At 38.1% G+C, this 17754-nt stretch carries 32 protein-coding genes; all 32 read right to left on the minus strand.

The features are described from left to right. Positions 1–15 precede the first annotated feature (15 nt). A complete protein-coding gene (locus tag QZ738_RS14585) occupies positions 16–867 on the minus strand; it encodes a glycoside hydrolase domain-containing protein (RefSeq protein ID WP_293788493.1) in 852 nt (283 codons plus the stop codon). Positions 868–952: 85 nt separating this feature from the next. Beyond that, on the minus strand, positions 953–1474 hold the full coding sequence (gene rplQ / locus QZ738_RS14590) for a 50S ribosomal protein L17 (RefSeq protein ID WP_293788494.1): 522 nt from the start codon (positions 1472–1474) through the stop codon (positions 953–955). 104 nt (positions 1475–1578) lie between these two features. Then, on the minus strand, positions 1579–2571 hold the full coding sequence (locus QZ738_RS14595; protein ID WP_090984031.1) for a DNA-directed RNA polymerase subunit alpha: 993 nt from the start codon (positions 2569–2571) through the stop codon (positions 1579–1581). Between the two features lie 85 nt (positions 2572–2656). Next, positions 2657–3265 carry a 30S ribosomal protein S4 gene (gene rpsD, locus QZ738_RS14600; protein WP_090984033.1) on the minus strand — a complete coding sequence of 203 codons (609 nt, stop codon included), beginning with the start codon at positions 3263–3265 and terminating at the stop codon, positions 2657–2659. A 61-nt stretch (positions 3266–3326) separates the two neighbouring features. Beyond that, on the minus strand, positions 3327–3716 hold the full coding sequence (gene rpsK / locus QZ738_RS14605) for a 30S ribosomal protein S11 (protein ID WP_039475175.1): 390 nt from the start codon (positions 3714–3716) through the stop codon (positions 3327–3329). Between the two features lie 151 nt (positions 3717–3867). Continuing rightward, entirely contained in the window at positions 3868–4245 is a 378-nt protein-coding gene (gene rpsM, locus QZ738_RS14610; protein ID WP_010599886.1) for a 30S ribosomal protein S13, read from the minus strand. 70 nt (positions 4246–4315) lie between these two features. Beyond that, positions 4316–4432, minus strand: coding sequence for a 50S ribosomal protein L36 (gene rpmJ / locus QZ738_RS14615; protein WP_010599887.1), 117 nt, complete (start codon positions 4430–4432; stop codon positions 4316–4318). Between the two features lies 1 nt (position 4433). Then, complete coding sequence (gene infA / locus QZ738_RS14620; RefSeq protein ID WP_010599888.1) at positions 4434–4652, minus strand: translation initiation factor IF-1; 219 nt, start codon at positions 4650–4652, stop codon at positions 4434–4436. 71 nt (positions 4653–4723) lie between these two features. Continuing rightward, complete coding sequence (gene map, locus QZ738_RS14625; RefSeq protein WP_293788495.1) at positions 4724–5509, minus strand: type I methionyl aminopeptidase; 786 nt, start codon at positions 5507–5509, stop codon at positions 4724–4726. A gap of 7 nt (positions 5510–5516) precedes the next feature. Continuing rightward, positions 5517–6857, minus strand: a complete 1341-nt coding sequence (secY, locus tag QZ738_RS14630) for a preprotein translocase subunit SecY (protein ID WP_090501111.1) — start codon at positions 6855–6857, stop codon at positions 5517–5519. Positions 6858–6864: 7 nt separating this feature from the next. Next, a complete protein-coding gene (gene rplO, locus QZ738_RS14635; RefSeq protein WP_293788496.1) occupies positions 6865–7311 on the minus strand; it encodes a 50S ribosomal protein L15 in 447 nt (148 codons plus the stop codon). Between the two features lie 105 nt (positions 7312–7416). Continuing rightward, complete coding sequence (rpmD, locus tag QZ738_RS14640) at positions 7417–7596, minus strand: 50S ribosomal protein L30 (protein WP_010599892.1); 180 nt, start codon at positions 7594–7596, stop codon at positions 7417–7419. 4 nt (positions 7597–7600) lie between these two features. Continuing rightward, positions 7601–8119 carry a 30S ribosomal protein S5 gene (gene rpsE, locus QZ738_RS14645; RefSeq protein ID WP_010599893.1) on the minus strand — a complete coding sequence of 173 codons (519 nt, stop codon included), beginning with the start codon at positions 8117–8119 and terminating at the stop codon, positions 7601–7603. A 17-nt stretch (positions 8120–8136) separates the two neighbouring features. Continuing rightward, positions 8137–8490, minus strand: coding sequence for a 50S ribosomal protein L18 (rplR, locus tag QZ738_RS14650; RefSeq protein WP_183768028.1), 354 nt, complete (start codon positions 8488–8490; stop codon positions 8137–8139). Positions 8491–8495: 5 nt separating this feature from the next. After that, positions 8496–9053, minus strand: coding sequence for a 50S ribosomal protein L6 (gene rplF, locus QZ738_RS14655; RefSeq protein WP_293788497.1), 558 nt, complete (start codon positions 9051–9053; stop codon positions 8496–8498). A 19-nt stretch (positions 9054–9072) separates the two neighbouring features. Further along, entirely contained in the window at positions 9073–9471 is a 399-nt protein-coding gene (rpsH, locus tag QZ738_RS14660; protein WP_293788498.1) for a 30S ribosomal protein S8, read from the minus strand. 155 nt (positions 9472–9626) lie between these two features. Further along, a complete protein-coding gene (gene rpsN, locus QZ738_RS14665) occupies positions 9627–9896 on the minus strand; it encodes a 30S ribosomal protein S14 (RefSeq protein ID WP_039475193.1) in 270 nt (89 codons plus the stop codon). After that, positions 9896–10462 carry a 50S ribosomal protein L5 gene (gene rplE / locus QZ738_RS14670; protein WP_086003386.1) on the minus strand — a complete coding sequence of 189 codons (567 nt, stop codon included), beginning with the start codon at positions 10460–10462 and terminating at the stop codon, positions 9896–9898. Before rplE ends, rpsN begins: the two co-directional genes overlap by 1 nt. After that, positions 10459–10797: a 50S ribosomal protein L24 gene (gene rplX, locus QZ738_RS14675; protein WP_293788499.1), complete on the minus strand. Its 339-nt coding sequence runs from the start codon at positions 10795–10797 to the stop codon at positions 10459–10461. Before rplX ends, rplE begins: the two co-directional genes overlap by 4 nt. A gap of 1 nt (position 10798) precedes the next feature. Next, on the minus strand, positions 10799–11167 hold the full coding sequence (rplN, locus tag QZ738_RS14680; protein ID WP_010599900.1) for a 50S ribosomal protein L14: 369 nt from the start codon (positions 11165–11167) through the stop codon (positions 10799–10801). A gap of 1 nt (position 11168) precedes the next feature. Continuing rightward, on the minus strand, positions 11169–11423 hold the full coding sequence (gene rpsQ, locus QZ738_RS14685; RefSeq protein WP_010599901.1) for a 30S ribosomal protein S17: 255 nt from the start codon (positions 11421–11423) through the stop codon (positions 11169–11171). Positions 11424–11436: 13 nt separating this feature from the next. Next, positions 11437–11649: a 50S ribosomal protein L29 gene (rpmC, locus tag QZ738_RS14690; RefSeq protein WP_090984044.1), complete on the minus strand. Its 213-nt coding sequence runs from the start codon at positions 11647–11649 to the stop codon at positions 11437–11439. Positions 11650–11722: 73 nt separating this feature from the next. Next, the gene (gene rplP / locus QZ738_RS14695) at positions 11723–12145 is read right to left on the minus strand and encodes a 50S ribosomal protein L16 (protein ID WP_010599903.1); all 423 of its coding nucleotides are present in this window, start codon (positions 12143–12145) and stop codon (positions 11723–11725) included. Positions 12146–12185: 40 nt separating this feature from the next. Continuing rightward, positions 12186–13031, minus strand: a complete 846-nt coding sequence (gene rpsC / locus QZ738_RS14700; RefSeq protein ID WP_090501104.1) for a 30S ribosomal protein S3 — start codon at positions 13029–13031, stop codon at positions 12186–12188. A gap of 7 nt (positions 13032–13038) precedes the next feature. After that, entirely contained in the window at positions 13039–13401 is a 363-nt protein-coding gene (gene rplV, locus QZ738_RS14705) for a 50S ribosomal protein L22 (RefSeq protein ID WP_293788500.1), read from the minus strand. A gap of 7 nt (positions 13402–13408) precedes the next feature. Continuing rightward, a complete protein-coding gene (gene rpsS, locus QZ738_RS14710; RefSeq protein WP_010599906.1) occupies positions 13409–13675 on the minus strand; it encodes a 30S ribosomal protein S19 in 267 nt (88 codons plus the stop codon). Further along, positions 13675–14499 (minus strand): 50S ribosomal protein L2, encoded by an 825-nt coding sequence (gene rplB / locus QZ738_RS14715; RefSeq protein WP_293788501.1) that lies wholly within the window; start codon positions 14497–14499, stop codon positions 13675–13677. The genes rpsS and rplB overlap by 1 nt, the downstream gene beginning before the upstream one ends. A 20-nt stretch (positions 14500–14519) precedes the next feature. After that, positions 14520–14810, minus strand: a complete 291-nt coding sequence (rplW, locus tag QZ738_RS14720) for a 50S ribosomal protein L23 (RefSeq protein WP_090501098.1) — start codon at positions 14808–14810, stop codon at positions 14520–14522. A 1-nt stretch (position 14811) separates the two neighbouring features. After that, entirely contained in the window at positions 14812–15441 is a 630-nt protein-coding gene (gene rplD, locus QZ738_RS14725) for a 50S ribosomal protein L4 (RefSeq protein WP_090501096.1), read from the minus strand. A 4-nt stretch (positions 15442–15445) separates the two neighbouring features. Further along, positions 15446–16063, minus strand: a complete 618-nt coding sequence (rplC, locus tag QZ738_RS14730; protein ID WP_293788502.1) for a 50S ribosomal protein L3 — start codon at positions 16061–16063, stop codon at positions 15446–15448. A 377-nt stretch (positions 16064–16440) separates the two neighbouring features. Then, the gene (locus tag QZ738_RS14735) at positions 16441–16836 is read right to left on the minus strand and encodes a DUF1634 domain-containing protein (RefSeq protein ID WP_293788503.1); all 396 of its coding nucleotides are present in this window, start codon (positions 16834–16836) and stop codon (positions 16441–16443) included. Then, positions 16836–17669 (minus strand): sulfite exporter TauE/SafE family protein, encoded by an 834-nt coding sequence (locus QZ738_RS14740; protein ID WP_293788504.1) that lies wholly within the window; start codon positions 17667–17669, stop codon positions 16836–16838. The genes QZ738_RS14735 and QZ738_RS14740 overlap by 1 nt, the downstream gene beginning before the upstream one ends. Between the last annotated feature and the right edge of the window lie 85 nt (positions 17670–17754).

Consider the following 17754-nt stretch of genomic DNA (forward strand, 5'->3'; position numbering starts at 1 on the left):
GAACACTCGCTCCTTTTATTTTGTATGCAGGTCTAAATATAATAACTGCTTAAATTTCTCCTTTGAATTAACCGGTAGTTTCAGATTACCTCGTTCAGAAATTACGATAGTATAATTGAAAGTTAGTTCTTGTCCTGAAGCTAACGCGATACTGCCGGTAGTAAAATCCGAAAGCATAGAACCTCCCTTAACATTAATTTGAAAACCTTCGTTTTTCTCATTTAACCAACCGTTTAAGATCCTATGATTGTTAACTACGGGTCGATCATCCAATCTTAAATAAAGCCCCTCCCAAACATTGCCTACCCAAAAAGCGGGTTTCGTTTTTAAACGGCTACTGAAATTCCACTTCACCGTGTCCGGACGTGCATTGCCCTTTTGGCCTAAACCAGCGAAATAGTTTGAATTGCTGATATTGAACGGGATATGAAAACTGATATTTTGGAATTTAACCTGAACACCTGAAACAGACACTTTAAACCGAATGACTCCGTTAGCATAGGCCTTTCCAAAAACATCCTGATTCAGGCCTTCAGCTGTACTTCGCGCACGCCAGGTAACAGAATCTTTTCCAACGGCTAAAAACCTGAATTCGGTTGGAACAAATTTTAATTGTTTTTTGGAGTCGATATAATAGTGAAAATGAATAGGCTCATAAAGTATTTGATGGAGTTTAGCGATACTATCTGACAAATAGCCGCCGCCTACTTGTTTTAAAAAACCATCTGAATTAATCTCGATTTTATGTCCTCTGATTGACAAGGTTTGACCAACTACTTTAAGTGAATGATAACTGTCAAGATCCTGGGCATAAATGGAAGATAGACAAGTAAAGAAAATAAATAATAGGCTCGCAAATACTTTCATAAGTGTTAGTAAAATTTCCCTTCAAGGTAATAAAAAAAGTCCTGCTCTTTCGAACAGGACTTTTGTATACTTAAGTCGAATAAAATTATTCTCCTTTTGGTTCTTCAGTAGCAGGAGCTTCTTCAGCAGGAGCAACTTCTTCGGCAGTTTCAGCTTTTGCTTCAGCCGCTTTAGGCGCAGCCGATTTACTTCTACCACGACGAGTTGTTTTCTTCTCTTCTTTAACTTCTACATCTTTACCGTAAACTGTATTGTAGTCTACCAATTCAATTAAAGCCATCTCAGCGTTATCACCCTGACGATTGTTTAATTTAATGATACGAGTATAACCACCTGGACGGTTTGCCACTTTCTCAGCTACTTCGCGGAACAAAATAGTGATTACTTCTTTATCCTGTAAATAAGAGAAAACTGTACGACGTGAGTGAGTGGTGTCATTTTTCGCTTTAGTGATTAATGGCTCAACATAAGTACGTAACGCTTTAGCTTTTGCTAAAGTTGTAGTAATTCTTTTTGCTTTAATTAGTGATGTAGCCATGTTAGCTAACATCGCTTTTCTGTGGCTGTCGGTTCTACCTAAGTGGTTTACTTTTTTACCGTGTCTCATTGTTTTTTGATTAAGTGTATACCGTCTCTGTCTCAGAGGGAATTATACACTGTGAACTAATTGTTAATTCAACGCTTTGCGCTAAGCGCACGGCGCTATGCGTACTACTCTTCGTCTAATTTAAATTTAGACAGGTTCATACCGAATGATAAACCTTTTGATTTTACCAATTCCTGGATCTCTGTTAAAGATTTCTTACCGAAGTTTCTGAATTTTAACATATCAGCCACATCATAAGAAACTAAATCAGCTAAAGTACGGATATCAGCAGCTTTTAAGCAATTTAGTGCCCTAACTGAAAGATCCATATCTACCAATTCAGTTTTAAGGATTTTACGCATGTGTAAAATTTCCTCATCAACTTCTTTGGTTTCTTCCTTTGCCTGAGATTCTAATACTAAATTCTCATCTGAGAATAACATAAAGTGTTGGATCAGGATCTTAGCCGCTTCTTTTAATGCTTCTTCAGGATGAATTGAACCGTCAGTAGAGATATCTAAAACCAATTTTTCATAATCCGTTTTTTGCTCAACACGAAAGTTTTCAATCGTGTATTTTACATTTTTCATTGGAGTATAAATCGAATCGATTGCGATTACACCTACAACAGCATCAGCAACTTTATTTTCTTCAGCAGGTACATAACCACGTCCTTTATTGATGGTTAATTCCACTTCCAAAGTAACAGATTTATCCATATTGCAAATAACATGCTCAGGATTTAAAACTGTAAAGTTGTTAGAGAATTTAGTGATATCACCAGCCTTAAACTGATCTTGACCATTAACGATGATGAAAACTTTTTCAGAATCACCTGAATCACCTGTTTTCTTAAAACGAACCTGTTTTAAGTTTAAGATAATGTCAGTTAAATCTTCTACAACACCTTTAATGGTAGAAAATTCGTGAGAAACGCCTGAAAAACGAATAGTAGTAATAGCATAACCTTCTAACGAAGAAAGTAAAATTCTTCTTAAGGCATTACCAATTGTTACACCGAAACCGGGCTCTAAAGGACGAAATTCAAATGTGCCATCGAAATCGGTTGATTTCTGCATGATCACTTTGTCTGGTTTCTGAAATGCTAAAATTGCCATTTATATTTTTTTAAATTCGTTATTGAATATATAGTAATATGAAAAAAGTTAATTACCCTTTTGAGGTAATTAACTAGCTCATTTATTACTTTGAGTACAACTCGATGATTAAGTTTTCCTTGATGTTTTCAGGAATCTCATCACGTTGAGGGTAGGTTAAGAATTTACCAGTTAATTCACTGGCGTTCCACTCTAACCATGCGAACTTGTTGATTGTTCTGCCTGCAACTGAGTTACTAATTGATTCTAAAGATTTAGATTTTTCACGAACAGCAACCACATCACCAGCTTTTAACTGATATGAAGGAATATTTACAACTTCACCATTCACGGTTACGTGTTTATGGCTAACTAACTGGCGTGCACCAGAACGGGTTGTTGAAATACCTAAACGGTAAACTGTATTATCTAAACGTGCTTCCAATAATTGAAGTAAGTTATCACCAGTGATACCAGCACGTGAAGATGCTTTTTTAAACAAGTTACTGAATTGTTTTTCCAATACACCATAAGTGTATTTTACTTTTTGTTTCTCCATTAACTGGATGGCGTACTCAGATTGTTTTCCTCTTCTCTTTGAAACGCCGTGTTGGCCGGGAGGATAATTTTTTCTGTCTAACACTTTATCAGGACCGAAAATTGGTTCTCTGAATTTACGTGCGATTTTTGATTTTGGGCCTGTATATCTTGCCATTTTTTTCTGTTTTTAAAGTATCATCCAACCTGTAGCTGGAGATTCTTAGCTTTAAAATTAATTAAACTCTTCTCTTTTTAGGAGGACGACATCCGTTGTGAGGAAGTGGAGTAATATCTTTGATAGATGTTACTTCTAAACCTGCTACCTGTAAAGTTCTGATTGCAGACTCACGACCTGAACCCGGACCTTTTACAAATACTTCAACTTTACGTAAACCTAAATCAAACGCAACCTTACCGCAATCTGAAGCTGCTTGACCAGCTGCATAAGGCGTGTTCTTTTTAGAACCTTTGAAGCCCATTTTACCTGCAGAAGACCATGAGATAGTCTGTCCGTTGTTATTTGTTAAGGTAACGATGATGTTGTTAAAAGTAGCATTGATATGCGCCTGACCAACAGGCTCGATTACAACGATACGTTTTTTTGTTACTTTTTTACTTTTAGCCATTTTATCTTTTAGATTTTAGATATGAGACTTGAGATATAAGATCTTCTATACCCCGATACTCAGTATCCTACTTTTTCTCTTTTATTCCAGATTTGAGCAGATATAAAAGATGTGTCATCACATCTCATATCTCACATCTCACATCTATCTATTATTTAGTAGCTTTTTTCTTGTTAGCAACTGTTTTTCTCTTACCCTTACGAGTACGTGAGTTGTTTTTAGTACGCTGACCACGAGAAGGTAAACCTTTTCTGTGACGTAAACCACGGTAACAACCAATATCCATTAAACGTTTGATGTTTAACTGAACCTCCGAGCGTAAAGCACCTTCTACTTTAATCTCATCGTTGATCATGGTACGGATTGCTGATAACTCATCATCAGACCAATCTTGTACTTTTTTGTTTAAATCGATACCTGCCGTAGTTAAAATACGTTGAGCAGTTGTTCTACCAATACCATAGATATAGGTTAAACCGATCTCTCCTCTTTTGTTTCTTGGTAAATCAATACCTGAAATCCTTGCCATATTTATTATTGTTTTGCAGTAATTCCGAACGGCGGGCCACCGTTGTACGGTAAATTACACTATTTTCTAATTACCCTTGACGTTGCTTGTATTTAGGATTTTTCTTGTTGATTACGTAAAGTTTTCCTTTACGGCGAATAATCTTGCAATCAGCGCTACGTTTTTTAATTGATGATCTAACTTTCATTTTATTTGTATCTATAAGTAATGCGTCCTTTTGTTAAATCATAAGGAGACATTTCCAATTTAACCTTATCTCCAGGAAGGATTTTGATGTAGTGCATCCGCATCTTTCCTGAAATATGGGCAATTATCTCATGACCGTTCTCGAGTTCTACCCGGAACATTGCATTAGATAATGCTTCCCTTATTACTCCGTCTTGTTCAATTGAGGCTTGTTTAGCCATATTTTATTGATTGTTACTTAATTAGCTGCTTCTAAACAGGGTTGCAAAATTAAACAAAAAATTTTAATTATTTATTTTTTTTGTTGCAAAACTTCTTCTATTATAGAAAACGTCGATAAAACGTCTGCCTGGCCCTTTTTAATGGCAACTGTGTGTTCAAAATGTGCCGATGGTTTATTGTCTTTACTGGTTACCGTCCATCCATCGTTATGGAATTTAACACCGGCTACGCCTGCATTAATCATGGGCTCTATTGCAATGACCATTCCTTCTTCCAGTTTTGGTCCTGCGCCACGTTTCCCATAATTCGGAACCTCCGGTTTCTCGTGAAGTTTTATACCAACGCCATGTCCAACAAGCTCTCTTACTACACCAAATCCATTAGTTTCTGCATACTGCTGAACGGCATAGCCTACATCACCGGTACGCATGCCAACAACAGCTTTTTCAATACCCAGTTCCAGGCAACGTTGAGTAACCGTAAGCAACTTTTGTTTTTCAGCATCGATCTCTCCTATTGCGAAAGTATAGGCTGAATCGCCAAAATAATTGTTTTTAATTACCCCACAATCAACAGAAATGAGGTCGCCCTCTTGTATTACATATTCGCTGGGAAAACCATGAACAACTTGTTCATTTGGCGAAATACACAATGAATAGGGAAAACCATTGTAATTCAAAAATGCAGGAATCGCTCCATGATCACTAATAAACTCGTAGGCTAACTCATCTAACTGAATAGTAGTCATGCCTGCTTTTATCACCTTGGCCACTTCGGCCAAAGTTTTAGAAACAAGCATGGAACTTTCTCTTATTAACTCGATCTCCTCAAGAGACTTGTAATAAATTTTAGACATCTTTACACTACAGCGCTGCGTTGCTACTTGCAGCAGGAACTCCTGTTCTGCCAGTAACTCTACCCGTTTTCATCAAACCATCATAATGGCGCATCAATAGATAACTTTCGATTTGCTGTAATGTATCTAATACCACACCAACTAAAATCAATAAAGAAGTACCACCGAAGAAGTGTGCAAACTCTTGTTTAATACCAAACTTAACCGCAATTGAAGGAAGAATAGCAATGATCGCTAAAAATACAGCACCCGGGAAAGTGATTTTTGAAATGACATCATCAATAAAAGTTGATGTTGCAAAACCCGGTTTAATACCCGGAATAAAACCACCATTTTTCTTCATATCATCGCTCATTTGAGTTGGATTAACTGTAATGGCTGTATAGAAAAAAGTGAATGCGATAATTAAAAATGCGAACGTTAAGCTATAAGCCAACGAAGTGGTATTGCTGAACTGGATTAACCAAGAACCCTGTAATGAAGGAACAAACTGCATTAAAGCACCTGGAATAAACATTAACGCCTGAGCAAAAATGATAGGCATAACCCCGGCAGCATTAACCTTCAAAGGAATGTACTGACGAACACCACCAAACTGGCGGTTACCAACAATTTTCTTGGCGTATTGTACAGGCACTTTACGTACACCTTGAACAATTAAAATGGTAAACATTACCACAGCAAATAAAGCAACGATTTCCAAAACCAATGCAACCGGGCCTCCACCTTCACTAGCCGAACCCACACGTGCACTAAACTCTTGAGAAATTGCCACCGGTAAACGTGCAATAATACCAACCATGATGATTAGTGATGTACCGTTACCAATACCTTTATCTGTAATTTTTTCACCTAACCACATTACAAATAACGTACCTGCCGTTAATACAAACGTAGACAACACTAAAAATAAAGTATTTGGCAATAAAATAGCTTCAGCAGGAACTTGCGTTTTAACGTAACCAACAGACTGAACGATTGTGATTGCTACTGTTAGGTAGCGGGTAATCTGGTTCATTTTCTTTCTACCACTTTCGCCTTCTTTCTGCATTTTTTGGAAAGAAGGAACAGCAATACCCAATAGCTGCACCACAATCGATGCAGAAATGTAAGGCATTACCCCCAACGCCAAAATAGACACACGAGAGAAAGAACCGCCGGCGAACATATCCAGTAAGCCTAAAATTCCTGATTTCTCATTATTGCCTAAAGCAGTTGGATCTACACCTGGTAAAACCACGTGAGATACGAAACGGTATACCAAAAGAATTAAGAGCGTAAACAATATACGCTCTTTTAATTCCTGAATTTTCCAGATATTACTTAAAGTAGTAAATAGCTTCTTCATTTAATAATTACAATTTTACAATAGAACCACCTGCAGCTTCAATAGCTTTTTGTGCGGTTGCAGAGAACGCATGTGCTGTAATTTCTAGATTTGCTTTAACTTCGCCACGACCTAAAATTTTAACCAAGTCGTTTTTAGAAGCTAAACCATGTGCTTGTAACGCAGCAAAATCGATAGTTGTTAAGCTATGTTTTTCAGCTAATGCTTGTAAAACGTCTAAGTTTACACCTACATACTCAGTGCGGTTGATTGGTTTGAAACCAACTTTAGGCACACGACGTTGTAAAGGCATTTGACCGCCTTCAAAACCGATTTTGGTTTTGTGACCTGAACGAGATCCCGCACCTTTGTGACCACGGGTAGAAGTACCGCCACGACCAGAACCTGTACCACGACCAATTCTTTTACTGTTTTTTGTAGAACCTACTGCAGGTTTTAAATTACTTAAATTCATCTTTTTGAATTTGTGTTGCCCTTCGCTTTCACTAAACAGGTACAACGATTAAACATATATAAAGGTAGTACCGGCTTTTATACCCATACTACCTTTAAACTTTTACTAGATTGCTTCGATTGCTACCAAATGGTTTACTTTACGAACCATACCGATAATCTGTGGAGTAGCCTCTACTTCAACGCTCTGATTCATTTTAGATAAACCCAAAGCCTGAACGGTTCTTTTTTGGCGCTCGCTTCTGTCGATAACGCTTTTTACTTGTGTTATTTTGATCTTAGCCATAATATTATCCGTTAAATACTTTGTTTAAATCTATACCACGGGTTTGAGCTACTGTATAGGCATCACGCATTTTAGTTAATGCATCAACAGTTGCTTTTACCACGTTATGCGGGTTAGATGATCCTTTAGATTTTGCCAATACGTTATGTACACCAGCACTCTCTAATACAGCACGCATCGCACCACCGGCAATTACTCCGGTACCTACTGCAGCTGGTTTGATTAAAACAAAACCACCTGAGAATTTACCGATTTGCTCATGAGGAACGGTACCATTTAAAATCGGAACTTTTACAAGGTTCTTTTTAGCATCATCCACACCTTTAGCGATTGCTTCAGTTACCTCTTTTGCTTTACCCAAGCCGAACCCAACAACGCCGTTTTCATCACCTACAACAACAATTGCTGAGAAGCTGAAAGTACGGCCACCTTTGGTTACTTTAGCAACACGTTGTATACTAACCAAACGATCCTTCAATTCGATATCGGTGGTTTTTACTCTTTTTATATTAATAGTTGACATCTTACTTTTTCTTCAGATTAAAATACTAAACCAGCTTCGCGGGCACCCTCTGCCAACGATTTTACACGACCGTGGTATAAATAGCCGTTTCTATCGAAAACAACTTCTTTAACACCTGCAGCAATTGCTTTTTCGGCAACTAATTTACCCACTGCAACTGACTGATCGCTCTTGCTTCCAGTACCAGTAAAATCTTTCGATAATGATGATGCTGATGCTATTGTTGTACCGGTTACATCGTTAATTACCTGAGCATAAATCCCTTTATTGCTTCTATATACAGATAACCTTGGACGTTCTTCCGAACCGGTAAGTCTTTTTCTGATCCCTTTTTTAATACGATCTCTTCTTGATAATTTTTTACCTGCCATGATTACTATTTTTTAGATGCTGATTTACCTGCTTTTCTTCTTAACACTTCACCTACAAACTTGATACCTTTACCTTTATATGGTTCTGGTGCACGTAACGAACGGATTTTCGCTGCTACCTGGCCAATCAATTGTTTGTCAATACTTTCCAAAATAATTTTAGGAGTCTGACCTTTTTCTGATTGTGTAGTTACTTTAATCTCTGCTGGCAACTGGAATACATAGTGGTGAGAATAACCCAAAACCAGGTCTAATGTATTACCTTGGTTTGTAGCACGGTAACCAACACCTACTAGCTCTTGAGTTAATGTATAACCTTCTGTAACACCAACAACCATGTTGTTAAGCAATGAGCGGTATAAACCGTGTAATGCTTTGTGTTTCTTTTGATCTGATGGACGTTGAACTGTTAAAATTCCATCTTCTTGACTTACAGTGATATCTTTATCAACTGCTTGTGATAATTCTCCTTTAGGGCCTTTTACAGTTACCACGTTATCGTTAGATACAGTAATGGTTACACCTGAAGGGATTGTAATTGGGGCTTTTCCTATTCTTGACATTGTGTAGTTCTCCTAAATATTAATAAACGTGACACAATACCTCACCACCAATGTTTAATTTGGCTGCTTCTTTATCGGTCATTATACCTTTAGAAGTAGATAAGATTGCGATACCTAAACCGTTTAATACTCTTGGCATATTTTCAACGCCTGCATACTGTCTCAAACCTGGTTTACTTACTCGCACTAATGTACGAATAGCAGGAACTTTAGTAATCGGATTATATTTCAAAGCTATTTTAATAGTGCCTTGAACGGTAGTATCTTCAAACTTATAGTTCGCGATGTAACCTTTGTCAAAAAGAACTTTAGTAATTTCTTTTTTAAGGTTTGATGCAGGAATTTCTACAACACGGTGGTTGGCCTTAATGGCATTCCTTACTCTTGTTAAATAATCTGCTATTGGATCTGTATTCATTTTTTATTGTTTTTGATAGTGGTTTCCTTTCCTGATTCACATCGGGATGGGACCTGCTATCGGTTAAAATTCTTTTTTAGTATTAAGACATAAGTATCAAGTATCAAGAAACCATTCCGTCTTGATACTTGATACCCTGTACCTGATACTTTATATTACCAAGATGCTTTTTTAACACCTGGTATTTTACCGTCTAGTGCCATTTCGCGGAACGTTACCCTTGAAATACCAAAGGTACGCATATATCCACGAGGACGACCAGTTAATTTACAACGGTTGTGTAAACGTACCGGAGATGAGTTTTTAGGTAATTTATCTAAACCCTCGAAATCTCCTGCTGCTTTTAATGCCGCACGTTTTTCAGCGTATCTAGCTACCAATTTTTGGCGCTTAACTTCGCGTGCTTTTACACCTTCTTTTGCCATTATTCTGCTGTTTTTTGATTTTTAAATGGTAATCCGAATTGTTTCAATAACTCAAGCGCCTCAACGTCAGATTTTGCCGAAGTTACGAAAGTTATATCCATCCCTAAAATTTTATTGATTTTATCGATATTAATCTCCGGGAAGATGATTTGCTCAGTAACACCTAATGTATAGTTACCTTTTCCATCGAAACCTTTATCGTTAATACCTTTGAAATCACGGATACGTGGTAAAGCTACTGAAATCAAACGATCTAAGAACTCGTACATGTTGTTATCGCGTAAAGTAACACGCACACCTACCGGCATACCTTTACGTAATTTAAAGTTAGAGATATCTTTTTTAGATTGTGCCGGAACCGCTTGCTGACCAGTAATGGTAGTCAACTCAACGATAGTGGTATCCATAATCTTTTTATCTGTAACAGAAAAACGACCAACACCCTGATTGATACAGATTTTTTCCAACTTAGGAACCTGCATTACAGTTTTGTACTGAAATTTCTCTTTTAATGCATTTACAACTTCTTCTTTGTATTTGCTTTTTAATCTAGGTGTAGCCATTATTTAATCTCCTCTCCTGAAATTTTAGCAACTCTAACCAATTTACCATCTGCGTTAAGTTTACGACCTACGCGGGTAGCTTTACCAGATTTTGGATCAACCAACATCAGGTTAGAAATGTGAAGAGCAGCTTCTTTTTTAATAATACCACCGTTTGGATTAGCAGCATTTGGTTTAGTGTGTTTAGCTACTAAATTAATGCCTTCTACAATGGCTCTGTTTTTATCTTTTTGTACTGAAAGTACTTTTCCTTGTTGACCTTTTGAATCGCCAGCAATTACTTTAACTAAATCTCCTGTACGGATTTTAAGTTTTGGTGTATTTACTTTGTTTCCCATTTTATAATACCTCCGGTGCTAATGATACGATTTTCATGAATTGTTTTTCACGTAGTTCTCTCGCAACCGGGCCAAAGATACGTGTACCTCTTGGCTCATCCTGTGCGTTCAATAATACAGCAGCATTATCGTCAAAACGGATATAAGAACCATCTTTACGACGGATTTCTTTTTTAGTTCTTACAACAACTGCTTTAGAAACTGTACCTTTTTTGATGTTACCTGAAGGTAACGCGCTTTTTACGGTAACAACTACTTTATCACCAATTGAAGCATAACGTTTGCCGGTTCCACCTAGCACACGAATTACCAATACTTCTTTTGCGCCGCTGTTATCAGCAACGTTTAATCTCGATTCCTGTTGTACCATCTTATTTAGCTCTTTCTAAAATTTGTACCAATCTCCAGTTCTTGTTTTTACTCAAAGGACGAGTTTCCATAATTAGTACGGTATCACCGATACCACACTCATTTTTCTCGTCGTGAGCCATAAATTTGGTAGTTTTCTTTACGAACTTACCATAAATCGGGTGTTTCACTTTACGTTCCACGCTCACTACAACAGATTTATCCATCTTGTTGCTTACCACTAACCCGGTTCTTGTTTTTCTTAATTGTCTTTCCATGTCGACTCTCAAATTATTTAGTTTCAGTAGCTGACTCCGTGTTTTTCACTTTAGTCAACTGAGTGTTTAAACGGGCTATGTCTTTCCTTACTTTTGCAATACGCGAAGGATTTTCGATAGCTGAAATAGTGTGAGCGAACTTTAATTTTGACAAGTTCTCTTTTTCTTCCGCAATCTTAGCTACTAATTCTTCTTTTGAAAGCCCTGTGATTTCTGAATTTTTCATTTTTCTTTTTCTTTTACGTTGAGTGTAGCGGTTATAATAAACAAGTATTTACAACATTCATCTCAACACTTTACTATGCTTCTACGTAATCTCTACGTACTACGAATTTGGTTTGGATCGGTAATTTCTGAGCAGCTAAACGCAATGCTTCTTTAGCAACTTCCAAAGGCACACCTTCAGCTTCGAAAATTACGCGTCCAGGTCTCACAACTGCTACCCAATATTCAGGAGCACCTTTACCTTTACCCATACGTACCTCAGCAGGTTTTTTAGTTACCGGTTTGTCCGGGAAGATCCTGATCCATACTTGGCCTTCACGTTTCATGAAACGGGTTACGGCAATACGGGCAGCCTCGATCTGGCGACTTGTGATCCAAGTAGCTTCTAGAGATTTGATACCGAAAGATCCGAATGCTAACTCAGCTCCACGGGAAGCTAACCCCTTCATTCTGCCTTTTTGCATCTTCCTGAACTTCGTTCTTTTTGGCTGTAACATTTTATTTTGTTCTAATCGTTAAACGATGTTAATAAATCAATTATTTACGAGGACCTCTGTTAGCGCCTGCGCCACCACCTCTGTTTGCACCACCTTGGCCCGGACCACGACCGCCGCCTTGGTTTCCACCACGTCTGTCGTTACCACCGCCACGGTTATCTCTTCCACCACCACGGTTATCTCTTCCACCGAAAGCTGGTTTATCTGATGCGCCTTTTGGACCGTTGTTTGTTGCACCAATGTTTGGAGACAAATCACGTTTTCCATAAACCTCACCTTTACAGATCCAAACTTTAACACCTATCTTACCATAAGTAGTTAAGGCTTCAGCTAAAGCGTAGTCGATATCAGCACGGAATGTATGCAAAGGCACTCTTCCTTCTTTGTACTGCTCAGTACGTGCCATTTCAGCACCACCTAAACGGCCAGAAGTCATGATTTTGATACCTTCAGCACCCATACGCATGGTTGATGCGATAGAAGATTTCATTGCTCTACGGAATGAGATCCTTGCTTCTAATTGTTTTGCAACACCTTCTGCAACTAATTGTGCATCAAGTTCCGGGCGTTTAATTTCGAAGATGTTAATTTGAATTTCCTTTTTAGTCAGTTTCTTTAACTCTTCTTTGATTTTATCAACCTCAGCACCTGCTTTACCGATTACAATACCCGGACGAGCAGTGTGTATGGTAACGGTGATACGTTTTAACGTACGCTCGATAACCACTTTTGCTACACCGCCTTTTGCAATACGGGCAGAAAGGTATTTTCTTATTTTCTCATCTTCAACTAATTTATCGGAGTAGTTGTTGCCACCGAACCAGTTAGAATCCCATCCTTTGATAATTCCTAATCTGGCACCTATTGGATTTGCTTTTTGTCCCATTTCCTAATTAGTTTTGAGTTGTTTCTGTATTTTTACTATCTACAATCAGCGTTACGTGGTTAGAACGTTTACGAATTCTATATCCACGGCCTTGAGGAGCTGGACGTAAGCGTTTTAACTGACGGCCACCATCAACCATAACTGTTTTAACAAAAAGTTGATTTTCTTCAGGGCGGGCACCTTCATTTTTAGCTTCCCAGTTTTTGATAGCAGATAATAATAATTTCTCAACTTTTATTGCTGCTTCTTTATTGGTAAACTTTAAAATGCTTAATGCTTTTTCCACACGTTCACCTCTGATAAGATCTACAACCAAACGCATCTTACGCGGTGAGGTTGGACAATTGTTTAATTTTGCTACTGCTTCCATTGTCTAATTATTTTTTCTTTTCAGCGTGTCCTCTGAATGTTCTGGTTGGAGCAAATTCTCCCAACTTGTGACCAACCATGTTTTCTGTAACGTACACAGGGATGAATTTATTTCCGTTGTGTACAGCAAATGTATGATTCACAAAGTCTGGTGATATCATTGATCTGCGAGACCAAGTTTTGATTACAGACTTTTTGCCTGAATCATTCATAGAGTTTACTTTTTTCTCTACGTTATGGTCAATATAAGGTCCTTTTTTTATCGAACGAGCCATTATTTCTTCCTTCTCTCTATGATGTAACGATTAGAATATTTTTTAAGTTCTCTGGTTTTGTAGCCTTTAGCTAAAACGCCTTTTCTTGAACGTGGGTGACCACCTGATGATCTACCTTCACCACCACCCATTGGGTGATCTACCGGGTTCATCGCTACCGGTCTGGTTCTCGGACGACGGCCCAACCAACGTTTACGACCAGCTTTACCTAACACTTCATTTGCGTGATCTGAGTTAGATACCGCACCGATAGTAGCAAGACAACTTGTCAGAATTAAACGGGTTTCGCCTGAAGGCATTTTTAAAGTAGCATATTTACCATCGCGGGCAGCTAACTGTGCATAAGCACCTGCACTACGAGCCAATTGTGCTCCTTTTCCAGGGTGAATCTCCACGTTGTGGATGATAGAACCTAACGGAATGTTCGATAATTTTAAAGTGTTACCTACTTCTGGTGCTGCTTTGTCGCCCGATAATAATACCGAACCAACTTGCAATCCTTCAGGAGCGATGATATAACGCTTCTCGCCATCTGCATAATGTAATAATGCGATGCGGGCAGTACGGTTAGGATCGTATTCAACAGTAGCTACTGTTGCAGGAATATCGAATTTATCGCGTTTGAAGTCGATAATACGATAAGATTTTTTGTGACCACCACCGATATAGCGCATAGTCATCTTACCTGTATTGTTACGTCCACCAGACTTTTTTGATGATACAACCAATGATTTTTCGGGCTTGGTTGCTGTAATCTCCGTAAAACTAGCACCAACTCTGAAGCGGGTACCTGGAGTAACTGGTTTAAATTTTCTTAAGCCCATAGTTATAATGAATAATTAAATTAAAGGGTTGCGTAATAATCTATTGTTTCGCCGTCTTTTAACGTTACGATTGCTTTTTTGTATTTCGGGCTACGGCCTGATACAAAACCTGCTTTAGTGTAACGAGATTTAGCTTTTCCATCAACAACCATAGTGTTCACTGCAACGATGGTTACACCGTACAATTTTTCAATAGCAGCTTTGATTTGGATTTTGTTAGCCTTGTGATTAACACTGAACGTGAAACGGTTAGATTTCTCAGATAAAGCTGAAGCTTTTTCGGTTAATATTGGTTTTTTTAAAATTTCCATATTACTTGGCAAACGCCTCCTCCAAAGTTTTAACAGAATCAGCAGTTAACACAAGTACACCAGCGTTCAACACATCATAAGTGTTTAAATCTGCCGCAGAGATTACTTTAGTTTTCTGAACGTTTCTGCTTGATAAATAGATATTATTATTTTGTGCAGGTAAAACCAACAAAGTTTTTTGATCATCTACTTTTAAAGCAGCCAATAAACTTGTGTAGTTTTTAGTTTTAATCGTATCGAAGTTGAAATCTTCCAAAACTACCACGTTGTTGTCTTTTGCTTTGTAAGCTAAAGCCGATTTACGTGCCAATGATTTTAATTTCTTGTTCAATTTAAAACTGTAATCACGTGGCTGAGGACCGAAAACACGACCACCACCGTTAAATAACGGAGATTTAATGCTACCGGCACGGGCACCACCTGTACCTTTTTGTTTGTATAGTTTACGGGTCGAACCAGCAATTTCATTACGTTGCTTAGATTTGTGCGTACCTTGACGTTGGTTAGCCAAATACTGTTTTACATCTAAATAAATCGCGTGGTCGTTAGGCTCGATACCAAATACCGATTCAGGAAGTTGCACCTTGGCACCTGTTTCTTTACCTGAAATGTTTAATACTTTAACTTCCATCTGATTATTTGTCTAAGATTACGTAAGAACCTTTAGCTCCTGGAATGGAACCACTAACTACTAATAGGTTTTGCTCAGCATAAACTTTCAAAACCTGTAAGTTTTGAATTTTTACCCTGTCTCCACCTGTTCTTCCTGCCATGCGCATTCCTTTGAATACACGTGAAGGAAATGATGATGCTCCCAATGAACCTGGGGCACGTAAACGGTTATGCTGACCGTGAGTCTGCATACCAACACCGGCAAATCCGTGGCGTTTTACAACACCTTGAAAACCTTTACCTTTTGAGGTACCTACAACATCAACAAAATCGCCTTCTGCAAATGCATCTACAGTTACAACATCACCTAAGCTAAGTGCAGTTGTAAATGAGTTGAATTCTACCAGCTTGCGTTTTGGAGTTGTGTTTGCTTTCGCGAAATGGCCTTTTAACGGCTGAGAAGTGTTTTTCTCTTTTTTCTCATCGTATCCCAACTGAACAGCTGAATACCCGTCTTTTTCTTCGGTCTTTACTTGTGTAACTACACAAGGCCCAGCTTCGATTACAGTACAAGGAATGTTTCTTCCTTCTGCATCGAAAATACTGGTCATTCCTACTTTTTTTCCAATAATTCCTGACATTTTATCTTTTCTTTTTAACACCCATCGAAGCAGTAGGGCTTCGTTCAAGGTGGTTGTACATCCCCCGAAAGGGACGGCAAAGATAGACAAGAATTATTAATTTTCAAATAGTTAGCTAAATATTTTTTCAAATAAATTGCTGATATGATGGGATTTAGCCTAATAATGAAAGATAATATGCTATTAGAACATTTAAAAGGATAGCTATAAACCTGACTAAAAGCAATTTAATCCATATTTCAGGCGTAAAAAAGGGCGAATCTATTCAAATATTTGCTATCTATGATACATCACTTTTATCTGCGGCAAAAGATCAAATATTGCATTTCGCAACAAGAATATTTTAAATCTTGGTCATTATGTAAATTATTGAAAAATCAATGTGCAATCCCGCCATTCAGGCTGATGGTTATAATAGCCAAAATAATAAATCCGATCAGTACATAAAGGTAATCGCGCTCAATTAAAAAGCTAAAGATGGCGAAAACGATACGCGCAATCGGTGTAAAAATGAGCATCAATATGCCAAACTGTACAATAGCATCACCCTGAAAACTAGTTACTCCTTTAAATATAGCCAAAATAGAAGAAAGCTTACCGACTTCAGGCTTAAAAACTTTATAATCAGTAATGGCTCCTTTATTATGGATGAGGAAAATGGCACCACCGATTAATACAATAGCCATGGAAATGATTACACCGGCACGTAACAATGTACCGAGAATTACCTGAATATCCTTATCGTTCAGATTTTCTTTTTTTGCTGTATCCATTATAATCCACTTATTCCTTTATAAATCATCTGCAATGCCAGAAAGGTAACTACAATGGCAAATACCATTTTAAGTTTATCGGTTTTGGCCTTTACCAATACTTTCGAGCCAACTGTTGCGCCGGTTAAAACACCAATGCATACCGGCATGGCAATGCCAGGATCAATCTGGCCCCGGTGCAGATAAACCACTGCACTGGCTGCTGCCGTAACCCCCATCATAAAATTACTGGTTGTGGTTGATACCTTAAAGGGTAATCGCATAATATTATCCATTGCAATTACCTTCAGGGCCCCACTCCCAATGCCCAGCAAACCTGATAAGGTTCCGGCGAAAAGCATCATCAAAAAACCTCCCGGAACATGTTTTACCGAGTATGAACGATTTATGCCCTTATCAGGGTAAGATCCGTTAAGCTTAAAAAATCTGGCCCATTTATCGGTATCATCCAAAGTAGTGTGATCTACCTTTTTCTTTAAAGTCATGATTGCCGAAAAGATTAAAATACAGCCAAATAAAATAGCGATATAGTTTGCATTAAGGTAAACGGCTACAATTGCGCCGCAAATGGCACCTATAGTGGTTGCAATTTCTAAAAACATCCCGATCCGGATATTGGTGATGCCCTCTTTTACATAAGCAGCAGCCGAGCCTGAAGAAGTAGCAATAACCGAAACAATGGATGCACCAATAGCATAGTGGATGTCAACACCTAAAGCCAGTGTAAGTAACGGTATAATAATAACCCCTCCACCTAAACCAGTAAGCGAGCCTAGTAATCCAGCTAAAAAAGCGCCTAATAAAACAATAAGGGTAAACAGCAATACCGACATGTTGACAAATATAAGGCACTTGTCTGGGCGAAACGAAGGATCTGCGGAATAAAATAAAGTCTATATGTTATATGGATGATGTAAG

The organism is uncultured Pedobacter sp. (assembly GCF_913776295.1).
Lineage (GTDB): Bacteria > Bacteroidota > Bacteroidia > Sphingobacteriales > Sphingobacteriaceae > Pedobacter.

Bases quoted from the DNA above. Each gene is read 5' to 3' on its own strand.
- QZ738_RS14585 (WP_293788493.1), bottom strand. From the start codon at position 867: ATGAAAGTATTTGCGAGCCTATTATTTATTTTCTTTACTTGTCTATCT.
- rplQ (WP_293788494.1), bottom strand. From the start codon at position 1,474: ATGAGACACGGTAAAAAAGTAAACCACTTAGGTAGAACCGACAGCCAC.
- QZ738_RS14595 (WP_090984031.1), bottom strand. From the start codon at position 2,571: ATGGCAATTTTAGCATTTCAGAAACCAGACAAAGTGATCATGCAGAAA.
- rpsD (WP_090984033.1), bottom strand. From the start codon at position 3,265: ATGGCAAGATATACAGGCCCAAAATCAAAAATCGCACGTAAATTCAGA.
- rpsK (WP_039475175.1), bottom strand. From the start codon at position 3,716: ATGGCTAAAAGTAAAAAAGTAACAAAAAAACGTATCGTTGTAATCGAG.
- rpsM (WP_010599886.1), bottom strand. From the start codon at position 4,245: ATGGCAAGGATTTCAGGTATTGATTTACCAAGAAACAAAAGAGGAGAG.
- rpmJ (WP_010599887.1), bottom strand. From the start codon at position 4,432: ATGAAAGTTAGATCATCAATTAAAAAACGTAGCGCTGATTGCAAGATT.
- infA (WP_010599888.1), bottom strand. From the start codon at position 4,652: ATGGCTAAACAAGCCTCAATTGAACAAGACGGAGTAATAAGGGAAGCA.
- map (WP_293788495.1), bottom strand. From the start codon at position 5,509: ATGTCTAAAATTTATTACAAGTCTCTTGAGGAGATCGAGTTAATAAGA.
- secY (WP_090501111.1), bottom strand. From the start codon at position 6,857: ATGAAGAAGCTATTTACTACTTTAAGTAATATCTGGAAAATTCAGGAA.
- rplO (WP_293788496.1), bottom strand. From the start codon at position 7,311: ATGAATTTAAGTAATTTAAAACCTGCAGTAGGTTCTACAAAAAACAGT.
- rpmD (WP_010599892.1), bottom strand. From the start codon at position 7,596: ATGGCTAAGATCAAAATAACACAAGTAAAAAGCGTTATCGACAGAAGC.
- rpsE (WP_010599893.1), bottom strand. From the start codon at position 8,119: ATGTCAACTATTAATATAAAAAGAGTAAAAACCACCGATATCGAATTG.
- rplR (WP_183768028.1), bottom strand. From the start codon at position 8,490: ATGGCAGGTAAAAAATTATCAAGAAGAGATCGTATTAAAAAAGGGATC.
- rplF (WP_293788497.1), bottom strand. From the start codon at position 9,053: ATGTCAAGAATAGGAAAAGCCCCAATTACAATCCCTTCAGGTGTAACC.
- rpsH (WP_293788498.1), bottom strand. From the start codon at position 9,471: ATGAATACAGATCCAATAGCAGATTATTTAACAAGAGTAAGGAATGCC.
- rpsN (WP_039475193.1), bottom strand. From the start codon at position 9,896: ATGGCAAAAGAAGGTGTAAAAGCACGCGAAGTTAAGCGCCAAAAATTG.
- rplX (WP_293788499.1), bottom strand. From the start codon at position 10,797: ATGGGAAACAAAGTAAATACACCAAAACTTAAAATCCGTACAGGAGAT.
- rplN (WP_010599900.1), bottom strand. From the start codon at position 11,167: ATGGTACAACAGGAATCGAGATTAAACGTTGCTGATAACAGCGGCGCA.
- rpsQ (WP_010599901.1), bottom strand. From the start codon at position 11,423: ATGGAAAGACAATTAAGAAAAACAAGAACCGGGTTAGTGGTAAGCAAC.
- rpmC (WP_090984044.1), bottom strand. From the start codon at position 11,649: ATGAAAAATTCAGAAATCACAGGGCTTTCAAAAGAAGAATTAGTAGCT.
- rplP (WP_010599903.1), bottom strand. From the start codon at position 12,145: ATGTTACAGCCAAAAAGAACGAAGTTCAGGAAGATGCAAAAAGGCAGA.
- rpsC (WP_090501104.1), bottom strand. From the start codon at position 13,031: ATGGGACAAAAAGCAAATCCAATAGGTGCCAGATTAGGAATTATCAAA.
- rplV (WP_293788500.1), bottom strand. From the start codon at position 13,401: ATGGAAGCAGTAGCAAAATTAAACAATTGTCCAACCTCACCGCGTAAG.
- rpsS (WP_010599906.1), bottom strand. From the start codon at position 13,675: ATGGCTCGTTCGATAAAAAAAGGACCTTATATTGACCATAACGTAGAG.
- rplB (WP_293788501.1), bottom strand. From the start codon at position 14,499: ATGGGCTTAAGAAAATTTAAACCAGTTACTCCAGGTACCCGCTTCAGA.
- rplW (WP_090501098.1), bottom strand. From the start codon at position 14,810: ATGGAAATTTTAAAAAAACCAATATTAACCGAAAAAGCTTCAGCTTTA.
- rplD (WP_090501096.1), bottom strand. From the start codon at position 15,441: ATGGAAGTTAAAGTATTAAACATTTCAGGTAAAGAAACAGGTGCCAAG.
- rplC (WP_293788502.1), bottom strand. From the start codon at position 16,063: ATGTCAGGAATTATTGGAAAAAAAGTAGGAATGACCAGTATTTTCGAT.
- QZ738_RS14735 (WP_293788503.1), bottom strand. From the start codon at position 16,836: ATGGATACAGCAAAAAAAGAAAATCTGAACGATAAGGATATTCAGGTA.
- QZ738_RS14740 (WP_293788504.1), bottom strand. From the start codon at position 17,669: ATGTCGGTATTGCTGTTTACCCTTATTGTTTTATTAGGCGCTTTTTTA.